14 protein-coding genes are annotated in these 12,859 nt (G+C 41.2%); 8 read left to right on the forward strand and 6 right to left on the reverse strand.

The features are described from left to right. Positions 1-34 precede the first annotated feature (34 nt). The 4 genes from PSF27_RS10245 to PSF27_RS10260 are packed head-to-tail and all read left to right on the forward strand — an operon-like array spanning position 35 to position 2,977. The gene (locus tag PSF27_RS10245; protein WP_206086567.1) at positions 35-616 is read left to right on the forward strand and encodes an ECF transporter S component; all 582 of its coding nucleotides are present in this window, start codon (positions 35-37) and stop codon (positions 614-616) included. Next, the gene (locus PSF27_RS10250) at positions 617-1,321 is read left to right on the forward strand and encodes an energy-coupling factor transporter transmembrane component T (protein ID WP_272539420.1); all 705 of its coding nucleotides are present in this window, start codon (positions 617-619) and stop codon (positions 1,319-1,321) included. It begins immediately after the preceding gene. Next, on the forward strand, positions 1,312-2,178 hold the full coding sequence (locus PSF27_RS10255; RefSeq protein WP_272681405.1) for an energy-coupling factor ABC transporter ATP-binding protein: 867 nt from the start codon (positions 1,312-1,314) through the stop codon (positions 2,176-2,178). The genes PSF27_RS10250 and PSF27_RS10255 overlap by 10 nt, the downstream gene beginning before the upstream one ends. Continuing rightward, positions 2,162-2,977 carry an energy-coupling factor ABC transporter ATP-binding protein gene (locus tag PSF27_RS10260; protein WP_272681406.1) on the forward strand — a complete coding sequence of 272 codons (816 nt, stop codon included), beginning with the start codon at positions 2,162-2,164 and terminating at the stop codon, positions 2,975-2,977. The genes PSF27_RS10255 and PSF27_RS10260 overlap by 17 nt, the downstream gene beginning before the upstream one ends. A gap of 42 nt (positions 2,978-3,019) precedes the next feature. Here the strand turns inward: PSF27_RS10260 and purC are convergent, their stop codons facing one another. From purC to dapA, 4 genes are all read right to left on the reverse strand, one after another. Further along, entirely contained in the window at positions 3,020-3,733 is a 714-nt protein-coding gene (purC, locus tag PSF27_RS10265; RefSeq protein WP_206086563.1) for a phosphoribosylaminoimidazolesuccinocarboxamide synthase, read from the reverse strand. Between the two features lie 401 nt (positions 3,734-4,134). Further along, positions 4,135-4,743: a hypothetical protein gene (locus PSF27_RS10270; protein WP_272681407.1), complete on the reverse strand. Its 609-nt coding sequence runs from the start codon at positions 4,741-4,743 to the stop codon at positions 4,135-4,137. A gap of 219 nt (positions 4,744-4,962) precedes the next feature. Beyond that, entirely contained in the window at positions 4,963-6,015 is a 1,053-nt protein-coding gene (bamC, locus tag PSF27_RS10275; protein ID WP_206086561.1) for an outer membrane protein assembly factor BamC, read from the reverse strand. A gap of 16 nt (positions 6,016-6,031) precedes the next feature. Continuing rightward, positions 6,032-6,940 (reverse strand): 4-hydroxy-tetrahydrodipicolinate synthase, encoded by a 909-nt coding sequence (gene dapA / locus PSF27_RS10280; protein ID WP_206086560.1) that lies wholly within the window; start codon positions 6,938-6,940, stop codon positions 6,032-6,034. A gap of 286 nt (positions 6,941-7,226) precedes the next feature. Here dapA and PSF27_RS10285 point away from each other — a divergent pair, with 286 nt between their 5' ends. Next, positions 7,227-7,784, forward strand: a complete 558-nt coding sequence (locus tag PSF27_RS10285) for a glycine cleavage system transcriptional repressor (RefSeq protein WP_206086559.1) — start codon at positions 7,227-7,229, stop codon at positions 7,782-7,784. 14 nt (positions 7,785-7,798) lie between these two features. Further along, complete coding sequence (gene bcp / locus PSF27_RS10290) at positions 7,799-8,269, forward strand: thioredoxin-dependent thiol peroxidase (protein WP_206086558.1); 471 nt, start codon at positions 7,799-7,801, stop codon at positions 8,267-8,269. 53 nt (positions 8,270-8,322) lie between these two features. On the opposite strand, the gene PSF27_RS10295 is transcribed toward bcp, so the two are convergent. Next, positions 8,323-9,387 (reverse strand): AI-2E family transporter, encoded by a 1,065-nt coding sequence (locus PSF27_RS10295; protein ID WP_206086557.1) that lies wholly within the window; start codon positions 9,385-9,387, stop codon positions 8,323-8,325. 196 nt (positions 9,388-9,583) lie between these two features. On the opposite strand from PSF27_RS10295, the gene PSF27_RS10300 reads away from it, so the two are divergent. Together PSF27_RS10300 and arsC are read left to right on the forward strand one after the other, a co-directional pair. After that, complete coding sequence (locus tag PSF27_RS10300) at positions 9,584-11,047, forward strand: beta-barrel assembly-enhancing protease (RefSeq protein WP_206086556.1); 1,464 nt, start codon at positions 9,584-9,586, stop codon at positions 11,045-11,047. 9 nt (positions 11,048-11,056) lie between these two features. Then, on the forward strand, positions 11,057-11,413 hold the full coding sequence (gene arsC, locus PSF27_RS10305) for an arsenate reductase (glutaredoxin) (protein ID WP_206086555.1): 357 nt from the start codon (positions 11,057-11,059) through the stop codon (positions 11,411-11,413). A 654-nt stretch (positions 11,414-12,067) separates the two neighbouring features. On the opposite strand, the gene hda is transcribed toward arsC, so the two are convergent. Next, a complete protein-coding gene (gene hda / locus PSF27_RS10310) occupies positions 12,068-12,772 on the reverse strand; it encodes a DnaA inactivator Hda (protein WP_206086630.1) in 705 nt (234 codons plus the stop codon). Positions 12,773-12,859 lie beyond the last annotated feature (87 nt).

Raw genomic sequence — 12,859 nt, forward strand, 5'->3', positions numbered from 1 at the left:
TTTTCTATTTTATTTTGCAAGGAATCATTTTTTTATGAGTAAATCATCGTTTGTTTCCAGCCGCACCCTAACGCTAATTGTTTTTTCAATTGCGATCAATATGGTTGTAGGCCAATTAAGCTCCATGTTAAAGCTGCCTATTTTTCTTGATTCTATCGGAACATTAATTTGCGCCTTACTCGCAGGGCCTTGGGCTGCTCTCACTAGCGGATTATTGACCAACTTATTATGGGGGCTTCTAAGTGGTCCAATCGCAGCGGCTTTTGCCCCCGTTGCAATGATGATAGGTTTAAGTGCAGGCCTTTTAGCACGTGCTGGCGGTTTTCGCACATTACCAAGAGTGATTTTATCAGGCGTTGCGATCACCTTCGCGTTAATGATTGTTGCCGTGCCAATTCGAACGTATTTATTTGGCGGCACAACAGGCAGTGGCGCCGATTTCTTTGTTGCCTATTTCCATGCTGTGGGTGATAACTTACTTGAATCCGTTGCTATCACCGTTTTAGGGGCAAATATTGCCGATAAGATCATCTCAGCGCTCGTTGCATGGTTATTAGTTCGACAATTACCTGAACGTGTGCAACGCAACTATCCAAATATGGCGAAGGTGCGCTAAATGCACCCGTTCACCTCACTGACGTTGTGGCTTTGGCTCAGTGCCAGTGCATTGTTATTACCGCTAGACTGGCCATTGATTCTGCTGGGGTGTAGTACATTTCTTGCTTTACTATCATGGCGCCCAGCTCGCTCTCGCTGGAAAATTGTTGCATGGTTTATGATCCCAATGGCATTAGGTTTATGGCTAATACATGGAGGGTGGTTCGCACAATTGCTGACAGGTGAAACACTGAAAAATAGCCGACCTGAGTTTGCTTTAGCCTTATGGTTTAAGTTGTTAACAATTATCAGTTGTTCACAAATTTGGCTGCAATATGTACCAACTGAGCGGTTTATCCGTGCTTTATTTGCTAGCAGACTACCTGCTAGCTTTTCTTACCTTCTTGCTGGGCCATTATTACTTGTCGAACAACTTAAGCAACAACTGAATATTATCCGTGAAGCACAATTAGCAAGAGGTGTTCCACTTGACGGTAATTTTTGGCAACGATGCACTTCATTACCCGCTATTTTGTTCCCCTTAGCCAGCAATACATTAAGCGAGCTAAGTATTCGTGGCGCAGCTCTGGATATGCATGCGTTTCGCTATAGCACCAAACGCACAACGTTGAATCCACCTGCGGATAGCTACTGGCAAGTTATATTACGTTACAGCCTGTTATTATTGATATTTATTGAAGGTGGGTTAGCTCTGTGGTGGTAAATTTACAGCAAATGCAATTTATTCCCCAAGGTGCACAGCACTCGTTACTGGGGCCCATTGATCTCCAGCTTAATGCAGGCCAATGGCTTTGCGTATTGGGAGGAAATGGTAGTGGAAAAAGCACATTAGCACAGCTTCTTGCTGGTTGGTATGGGGATTTATTACACGGTGAATTAACAGGGATAGCAAACGTCTTACAACAACCGCTGGTAAATAACGCATTAGTTCAAGCGTCTGTTACACGTCAACTTATTCAGCAATCCCCTCAGTTGCAGCTTTCTGGCTGCACATTTACCGTCGAACAAGAAATCGCCTTTGGCCCCGAGAACTTAGGCTTGTCACCCGATGAAATCGCTCAGCGTATCGAACATGCTATCGCATTCACTTTTTGTGAGCCACTCAGGCATCGGCATCCTGCGACCTTATCTGGTGGCGAAGCACAACGTGTTGTTTTGGCAAGTGCCCTGGCGATGCGTCCCAAATTATTATTGTTAGATGAAGCTTTTAGTCGATTGACCCCCAGTGCGACGCAGCGCCTATTGTCTCAATTGAAACACTATTCAATTCACACCAATTGCTGCATCATATTATTTGAGCGTAATTTATTACCCGCTATCAATTACTGCGAAGACTACCTTTTACTCAGTAGCGGCAAGGCATTTTCTGAAGCAGGAAGAATGCTCTCCAGTGGTTCTTTAAACACAATTTTTCCGAGCTCAATTGCCACGATTAATATGCCCGATGCATGGCGTGCGATTGGGGAGTTAATTAACCTCGGCGAATGGCAAAGTTCAATCCCTCGTGATGAAACACAATTAATTGATGCGTTTAAGGTGTTATATGCTACAACTCAATAACGTCAGTTACCGCTGGCCAAGTTCAAATATCAATAATATTTCTGATTTATCATTCAATGTACAGGCAAGTGAATGGGTTGCGCTTGTCGGTGATAATGGCGCAGGGAAATCGACACTTTTGCGACTTTTAGCGGGGTTATTAGCCCCTAACCAAGGTGATTTACTGCTACATAACCAGCCCCTCGCACAATTAACGACCCCTCAACGCGCTAACCAAGTCGGTATCTTATTTCAAGAGGCGGAAAAGCAAATTTTTCACAGTACAGTAAAAGCCGAAGTCGCATTTGGATTAAAACGAAAAAAGCTGCCAAAAGAGGTCATTACTGAACGTGTACAAAATGCATTGGAAGCTTGCCACTTAACTGATGTTGCGGACAAACACCCACTCGACCTGCATGCAGGGCAACGCAGAATGGTTGCAGTCGCCTGTTTAGAAGCCGTCTCGCCATCGCTAATCTTACTCGACGAGCCGAGCCGTGACTTCGATGCGTTATGGATGCAGCGGTTTGAAAATTGGTTGGATTTACAACGTATTAAAGGCACTACTATTGTGACTATTAGCCATGACTTTGACTTTGTGGCGCGCCATTTTAAGCGGGTACTACATTTATCCCATGGAAAACTGATTGCAGATGGCTCACCAATAGAGGTGCTCAATCATAATGCATTACAAGTTGAGTCTGAGCTCCCTGCTCCAACCTTGATTTCATTGAGCCAAACGTTGGCATTATCAACCGCATCCGTCACACCTAAAGCATGGGTTAAAAATTTTCTTCATCTTGATGAGATAAAAAAATAGCCTGCTAAGCAGGCTAAAGTCATTCTATTTTATAGGAAATAATTAATCTAATTGAACCCCGATGCGACGCGCAACTTCTTCATAAGCTTCGATCAAACCACCAAGACTTTGGCGAAAACGGTCTTTATCCATTTTGTTTAGTGTTTCTTTATCCCACAAACGGCTACCATCAGGGGAAAACTCATCACCCAGAACCACTTGGCCGTTAAATAAACCAAACTCCAATTTAAAATCAACTAGAATCAAACCTGCATCTGCAAAAATCTTGCTTAATACATCATTAGCTTTGTAGCTAAGTTCACGCATTTTAGCGAGATTTTCTTTGCTCACCCAGCCAAACGTTTCGCAGTAAGATTCGTTAACCATTGGGTCATGTTTAGCATCATCTTTTAAGAACAGGTCAAATAATGGCGGGTTTAATACCATCCCTTCTTCAACACCTAAACGCTTCACTAATGAGCCCGCAGCACGGTTACGGATCACGCACTCAACAGGCACCATGTCTAATTTTTTGACCAGAGCTTCGGTGTCGGACAGTAACGCTTCCATTTGTGTTGGAATACCCGCTTCTTCTAACTTACTCATAATGAAGTGGTTAAACTTGTTATTAACCATGCCTTTACGGTCAAATTGCTCGATACGCTCACCATCGAGTGCTGATGTATCATTACGGAATTCCAGAACTAACAGATCAGGATCCTCAGTGGTATAGACAGTTTTTGCCTTGCCACGATACAACTCAGCTTTCTTTTGCATCTTACACACTCCAGAGATGTGATTGAACTATAGAGAAAAACAATAGGTGAATAGATTTTGTGACGCTGTTTTGCAGAACACAAAATTAACGGAAAATGGAAAACAGATAAAAATGCCTTTTCTCAGTTAATTTTTTGCTCTGTTTCAGTCAGTTAACCATCAAACCGTATCGTTAATCTAACTTACTGATATTCAATATTTTATCTTTCAATGCCTATTATGATAATAAAATTTCACGCTTGACGCAAACGATTACTTAACGATAAACACTGATTTTTTGTCCATTTGTTTTTCGCTCATGAGGTATTCGTTTTTAATTTACCAATAACTAATTAGCCAACTATATAGTTGATAATAAAAGGAAGAGCATTGATAAATGAACTGATTAATGATCAGCTTTATTATTTGGACTGGTTCAATGGTGATTGGCTGATAACAACTAATCTATGTGGATGATTATCCTTGTCTTTCCCCCAGTACACGTCCATCCAGTTAAGGTAAAAATCCTCCATATTGGCAATACGAGCAAGGGGCCTCTCTTCTTCGCCATTAGATGCGTAGACAAAGTAATGATTAAAAAATGCCCAGTTAATCATATTCTCCCAAAAGCGTTGCCCATCTTCAGTTTGTTCTTCATCCGTCACCATAATATTGTACGTATTGAGCAAATAAATGAAAAACCTTTCAGGTAAATCCTTGATAGTCATTTTATGATTAGGCGCAAAAGTTCGCCACACTTTAACCTGAGTACACGTGGTTTTCCCTATTACGATGTCCCGTCGAAACCGCAGTTCAACCAAGTACACCGTTTCAGGCTTCTCGCCTTCTGCAATTAAGCGGTATTGATCCTTCTCTCGGGATTTCACTAAACGATAACCATTGGGTAAAACAAAACCAAGGAGTGCAAATTCACTCACTCCTTCCGCTAAAAAATGTGAGGTGTCTTCTACATTTCGGCGGGTGATGCGTAATTTTTGGTTAAATTCTGTGCCTGAAATTTTCCTTGGCATAATATCGTTGCTACCGTTTTTTGTGGGTTTCGCCTCTGCGGTGTTATTGATATTAAATAAGGTATATCCGAAAAATTTCTGATGATAAATCAATCAAAATATACGTGACGAGTATCGATTATTAATATAAATAATCGATCACTATTATTTCTTTTCCCATAAAAAAACCGTGGCTAATAACGCCACGGCTTCTATTTTTTAACCATCAAAACTGAGTGATTATTTTTTTGCTGGGGCTTTACTGAACGCCGCTTTTAATGCTGCAACCATTTCGTCATTTTGTTTCTGCGTTAATGCAACGCCTTTTGTCGAAATAAACTGCAACGTACTACGGTTGTTTAAGTCGCCCACTTGCACTTTATAGTCTGCTTCAGGCACAGTTGGGTCATCAATGCCCAACGCTTGCCACTCAGAACTGCTTAAACCTTTATAAGTCACCATTACTGAACCTGTTGAACGCGTGCGGTCACCCACTTTCATCCCCACGCTTTCTAAAGTGTGTGGTAAGCGTTCCCATACAGCATCAAACGGTGCACGGACAACAATCAGCGGTAAGCCAGTATCATCACTGCCAGTTTGCACATCAATGATGCCATAGGCGTTTTGCAGGCTATTTTTATTTGAGGTATCACGTAACGCATACAAGTTGTCAGTTAATTCATTTAATAACAATTTGTTATAACGTTGAATTTCAACAACATCCGTAATAGTTTCATCACCTTGACGCATACCTAAGTTAGTCACCGTCAAGGCTATCATGCCATTTTCAGGTTTAACTGACACTTTATGACGACTTTCCATCGGAATGTTTTCGTCAGCACGCGTCCATTTTATCCAATCAGTTTCAATGGAGTGAGTACCGTCATCTTTCGATGAAACTGGAATGTTACGTTGCTCTAAAATCATCGTAACTTGTGACCATAAAGCACTATTTTCAGGTGTGTTTTCTAGCAACAAACGGCTTGCATCAGCGCTATTTTCCGTACGCGAACCAGCTAATTGCGAAATCGTCAGTACTGGTGGACGAATATCTAACGCTTTCCCAACTGGACCTGTTGAGGTCGTTTTTGGAATGTCGTATTCACCATTTTGTGCAGGCAATGTAATCCCTTGCGGCACATTTAATACTTTCAATGGCGCGGCGTTAAGGTATTCCTCATCACCACTGACCTGACGTTTATAGCGCTGATCGCTGGAGCAGGCTGCCAGTAACACCACAAGTGACAGGCCAGCAACCTTCATAACCTTCGATTTTTGCAATAATGTTGCCATTAAAATTCCCTAAATTTTACAGTAACCCAGCGAGTTTTAAAGCGTCCTCAACTTTTTGCTGGCCTGCCGCAGTTAACGGTGTCATTGGTAACCGTAATGTTCCATCGGCAATCAGACCTAAGCGATGACAACCCCATTTCGCTGGAATTGGATTCGGTTCAACAAATAACTGTTGGTGTAAGCCCATCAGTTTTTTATTTAATTCACGCGCCTCAGTATATTTGCCTGCAAGCGCTAAGTCACACATTTTTACCATCTGAGCCGCAGCAACGTTCGATGTCACTGAAATAACGCCCTTTCCGCCCAGTTGCATGAAATCAAGTGCGGTCGCATCGTCACCCGTTAATAGCACAAAATTATCATCAACCAGCTCTTTGATTTGATGAACACGTGCTAAGTTCCCTGTCGCTTCTTTAATTGCGACAATATTCGCCAATTTTGCTAAACGACCCACAGTTTCTGGCAGCATATCGCAACCTGTACGTGATGGTACATTATAGAGAATTTGTGGCAAGCTCGTGTTTTCTGAAATTGCTTTAAAGTGTTGATATAACCCTTCCTGTGAAGGCCTATTATAATAAGGTGTTACAGTCAGGCAAGCAACCACACCACTGTTTTCAAAATCATTTGTGAGTGAAATAGCTTCTGCAGTCGCATTTGCGCCCGCTCCTGCAATAATCGGGATACGACCATCAGCAAGCTCTAATGTTGCTTTCACAACATCCACGTGTTCTTTATGCGTTAAGGTTGCTGATTCACCAGTAGTACCAACAGAAACGATAGCCGTTGTGCCGCTTTCCACATGGTAATCGACCAATTTTTTTAAGCTAGCTTTATCTAAACGCCCCGCTGAATCCATTGGTGTGATAACTGCGACAATGCTTCCTGTTAAAAATTCTTTGTAGTTTGCGTTTCCATTAGCCATAGCGATACCCCTTAAATAATTGAACCTCCATGTTACGTTTTCATTTCCAAGAAGAAAACCACCCAACAGCAAGATTTTAATGAATTTTGTTAATGCCAACAGAGTTAACTTAAATAGAAGTAATAATTCACTGACTTTTCTCGCAAGAGTGAATGACGCCTCTTGGCAGATGTCACTTTTTATGGTTTCCTTACTCCCAGTGGCCGTCAGTTTTTATAGTCTCGTTTTAAGGCTATATTCTAATCAAATGTTTAACTGGCATAATCAAAAAAATAAGGAATAGACTTTGCCTAAGACTGAACAGCAATTTCTTGTCATTACTGCGCTGGGAACAGATCGTCCGGGCATCGTGAACACCATTACACGTATTGTCAGTGAGTGTGACTGTAATATTGAAGATAGTCGCTTAGCGATGTTTGGCAAGGAGTTCACCTTCATTATGATGTTATCTGGCAGTTGGAATGCAATTACCCTGCTTGAGGCAACCTTGCCTCCTAAGGGAGCTGAACTCGACTTGCTGATTGTCATGAAGCGAACTCAGAGTGTTCAAATAACTTATTATCCATCCACAGTTACTGTGAATGTCGTTGTCGATGATGCACCTCGAATTGTCGAGCAATTCACAAATTTATTTACAACTTCGCAATGTAATATCGCAGAACTTGTTTCTAAGACTCAACCAGCCAATAATAATATGCCTGCTCAACTGGAAATTCAGATTACTGCACATGACCCGTTGGACGATAATGGCATAATTATAAAGAATAAATTTCAACAACTATGTACAATGCTAAATGCCACAGGCAATATCAGTATTGTTAACAACCCCAATATGCAGAGTTAACGGAGATATATGTAATGAACCCATTGAAAGCCGGTGATAAGGCGCCACAATTTAGCCTTCCTGACCAAGATGGTGAGATCATCAATCTTTCTGATTACCAGGGTCAGCGCGTATTAGTTTACTTTTACCCAAAAGCGATGACTCCCGGCTGTACAGTTCAAGCGTGCGGCTTGCGTGATGAGATGGATACACTCAAAGCAAAAGGCGTCGAAGTGTTAGGGATTAGCACTGACAAACCAGAGAAACTGTCGCGTTTCGCTGAAAAAGAAATGTTGAATTTCACACTGTTATCCGATGAAGACCACCAAGTGTGCGAGCAATTTGGGGTTTGGGGCGAAAAACAATTTATGGGGAAAACCTACGATGGAATTCACCGTATTAGTTTCTTAGTCGACCCAACAGGGAAAATCGAGCACGTTTTTGATGATTTCAAAACCACTAACCACCATGAAATCGTTCTCGCGTACATCAACGCAAACGCATAATACTTTATAATTCAATAGTGCTGTATATCCCATACAGCACTATGATTGATTTCTTATTTAGCCTCTTCTACTGGCTCTTCTGGCCAAACATGGATTACTGCTTTAATTAAAGTCGCCAACGGGATTGCAAAGAAAACCCCCCAAAAGCCCCACAATCCGCCAAATACCACCACAGATAAAATAATCACCAATGGGTGTAAGTTAACAGCCTCTGAAAACAGTAATGGCACTACAACGTTGCTATCCAGCCCTTGAATGACCAAATAAACTAACATCAGATACCAAAATTCACTGCCAATCCCATATTGGAATAACGCGACAATAACCACAGGAATGGTGGCAGCGACTGCACCAATATAGGGTATGAGTACCGCGACACCGACTAGCACCGATAACAATACCGCATAGCGCAAGTCGAAATAGGCAAAACATAAATAGGTTGCGACACCGACAATCACCATTTCCGTCACTTTACCGCGTAGGTAATTGGTGATTTGCTCGTTCATTTCGACCCAAACTTTCCCGACTAATAACCGGTTTTTAGGTAGCAATTTTAAGAAACTTCGACTAATACGTTCTTTATCTTTTAGTAGAAAAAAGGTCATTAATGGCACTAACACTAAATACACCGCAAGGGAAAAAATGCCAATTAGTGATGCTACCGAAGCCTTAACCACGGAATCAGCAATCCCAGACATACGGCTACGTAAGTTATCAGCCATCATATCTATGATCCCAACATCGACTAATGCAGGGTATTGCTCAGGGAGTTTTTGAGCAAACTCATTGAAGCGGTTAACCATATTGGGGAGATCGGCTATCAAATTAATACCTTGCTGCCATGCCGTTGGCGCAATAATTAAAATAACCATGGCACTTATTCCTGCAAACAAGGTCAAAATAATACTCACGGCAACTGCGCGGGATAATCCTGCGCGCTGTAGTATATTTGTTGGCCATTCAAGTAAATACGCCAAGGCAATTGCCACCAGCAATGGAGCCAGTATACTGCTGAAAAAGAAGATGATCACAAAACCTGAGACCAACAATGTAAACAGTGCCACGGCTTGTGGATCGGCAAAACGCCGACGGTACCATTGTAAAAACAATTCCAGCATGTGTTGCTCCCGAGGAATTAATGCGAAGGACAGTTCCTAAATTAACGAAAATTATACCGAATAACAGATTTTACGATAGCTTTTGCTATCATGTGTTTTAAACTTTTCGAGTTATTTGATGCCTTGTGTTTATGTACTCGAAATAAAGTTGGCACTTACCCTAAATTTTAAACGTTGTATGGGATACTCACGTTTCATGAAAAAAAAATTGAAATACCCATTATTGGCTTTCATGATCGCTGCACTCGTCAATGGTGCGGTTTTGCCTGCTTATAGTGCAATTGAAGATACCTTACCTGACATCGGTACCACTGCGGGTGGCACGCTTAGCATTAACCAAGAAATTATTATGGGTGATGCCATTACCCGGCAAATTCGCGCCAGCACACCACTAATTTACGATCCCTTGTTAACTCAGTATGTTAACAAGATTGGCATGCGTTTAGTGAAGAATGCTGACTCAGTTAAAACCCCGTTTAAGTTTTATTTAGTCAATAACCCAAATATTAACGCCTATGCTTATTTTGGCGGCAATGTGGTGCTGCACTCCGCTTTATTCCGTTATAGCCAAAATGAAAGCCAGCTCGCTTCTGTTATGGCTCACGAAATTTCTCACGTCACGCAAAGGCACCTTGCGCGAATGATGGAAGACCAAAAAAGCACCACGCCGTTAGCCATTGCAGGGACAATTGGCTCACTCCTTTTAGTCATGGCCAATCCACAAGCGGGTTTTGCTGCACTAACAGGTACGATGGCGGGTGTGCAACAAGGTAGGATTAGTTTCACACAAGCGAATGAGCAAGAAGCAGATCGTATTGGCCTGCAAACATTGCGCCGTTCGGGTTTTGATCCTCATGCAATGGCGGATTTTATGCAAACCATGGCAGATCAAACGCGCTATATGTCTAAACCGCCTGAAATCTTGTTAACGCACCCCCTTCCCGACAGCCGTTTAGCGGATGCACGTAACCGTTCAAGTCAGTTACCCAAAGCCAGTGTGCCTTCATCATTAGATTTTATGTTAGCCCGTGTCCGTATTTTAGCCATGTATGGCACAGAGCAAAAGCATGCCCTTGACCAGATCATCGAAAATTACGAGAAAGGTTCGCAAAACGAACAGCTTGCTGCGCAATATGGTAAAGCCCTGATCCTTTCACAGGATAAAAAATACGCAGATGCAGGTAAAATTCTCACTGAATTATTAAATAAACAGCCCGATAATCCGTGGTTTATCGATAGCATGACAGATGTTGATATCGAGCAAAATCAAGCAACTAAAGCCATCACTCGCCTGCAAGGTGCACTCAAAAAATCACCGAAAAACACGGTGTTTATTGTTAACTTAGCGAACGCGTTAATCAACAACCATCAGTATAAAGAAGCGACCACGTTACTGAACAAATACACTTTTGATTATCCTGATGACCCAATTGGTTGGGATTTGTTGGCTGAAGCATCAGCAAAACAAGGCAATCGCCCCGAAGAACTCGCGGCTTATGCAGAAGGCCTCGCACTACGCGGTGGTTATGACACAGCAATCAATTATTTAAGTGATGCCAGCCGCCAAAGCCGTTTAGGCAGTTATGAACAACAACGCTACGATGCACGTATCGATGCATTGAGAAAACTACAATTACGTGATGAAAATGCAAAACCGTAAGGACTCAAAATGACGGATTCAATTAAGATTTACCATAACCCGCGTTGCTCTAAAAGCCGTGAAACCTTAGCGCTTTTAGAAGAAAAAGGGATCGCACCAACGGTGGTTGAATATTTAAAAACAGCACCGACTGCTGCTGAGATTAAAAAATTATTGAAAATGCTAGGTTTTAAAGATGCTCGTCAATTAATGCGCACAAAAGAAGACTTATACAAAGAGTTGAATTTGAGTGATGACAGCTTAACGCAAGATCAACTCATTAAAGCGATGCATGAGAACCCTAAATTGATTGAACGCCCTATTGTGGTTAATGGTGATAAAGCCCGTTTAGGTCGTCCACCTGAGCAAGTGTTGGAGATTTTGTAAAAATCCCTCTTAATAAGCAAAAACCAGTCTCACTGAAAAATTAAGACTGGTTTTTTGTTATTTCTGACCTTTATATTCCATATAGCTCAGTATGGTTAAAAAAAAGCAGTGGAGAAGCCCACTATATTTGAAATTATTATTGCTTCAATAAAATCACTTTTACCATAAGAAGATTTACCAACCTTATAGAGTATATTTAATTGGTTAATTAATTGGCTTATGACTATAACGCCAAAAAATAACAAATAAACTTAAATAAAAATAGATAAAGTACAACAAAATTTTCATTTGTTCATTATCTCCTTTTAAGTTGTCATCTATATTTTTCTTCGTTAATTCTGATGATATAGCACCCGTAGCACTACCAATAATATTAGGGTACTTAGATTGTTTTGGAGGAGCAGATATGGATGGCATATGTGTTAAAATCGTTCTTTCAGCCCACTAGACCATATATTCATTTTTTATCTAATAAAATAAAACCTGCATATTCCCTTTCGTTTATGATTGAGTTTCCTAACTTTATTTTATCGTAAAGAAAAATCTAAAATACTCTTTTTTATAGTCAACTAACCATATCTTTTATATTTATTATTTTAAATACCTTTGCCATTCAAGTTTAAGGCTATATTAATAATTAAGGCAGTAATAATACTATAGATTTAGAATATCTTTAACAAACGGAATGGTGAGTTTGCGTTGGGCAACAATCGAGGCGTGATCTAACTTGTTGAGAATATCAAACAACGTACCCATTTTTCTGTCGAGGCGTTTAAGCACAAAACGGCATACATCTTCAGGCAATTCAAACCCCCGCATGCGAGCACGTAATTGTAAGGCGTAGATTTTATCTTCATCACTTAATGGATGTAGTTTGTAAATCTGCCCCCAATCGAGACGGGAAGCTAAATCAGGCAGTTTAAGGTCAATTTGACGAGGTGGACGATCACTGGTGATCAACAAGCAGGTACGGCCAATTTCGAGAATACGATTATATAAATTGAACATCGCCATTTCCCATTCCTCATCCCCAGCTATGCATTGAATATTATCAATACACACCAGTGATAGGTTTTCCATACCTTCAAGGACATCAGGCACAAAATAGGCACGTTTATCTAAAGGAACATACCCAACAGCAACGCCTTGCTCTGAAAGCTCTGCGCACGCAGCATGGAGTAAATGGCTTTTTCCGCCACCTTCACGTGACCAATAATAAATATAGCTACCATGTGCTTGATTGATTGCAGATTTTATAGCAGACAGCAACGCTTCATTTTCCCCTGCATAAAAGCTGGCAAAGGTTTCATCATCGGGTAGATAAAGTGGTAGTGAAAGCTGTGATGGTGTGTTCAGAATCGCCTCTGGCTGTACAAATCAATTTTCGCTAAACAGTTTACCACAAAAAACGCGGATAGATGAACAAGATCCCTTTCAATTGCCGCT

The organism is Providencia sp. PROV129 (assembly GCF_028482245.1).
In the GTDB taxonomy this organism is placed as follows: domain Bacteria; phylum Pseudomonadota; class Gammaproteobacteria; order Enterobacterales; family Enterobacteriaceae; genus Providencia; species Providencia vermicola.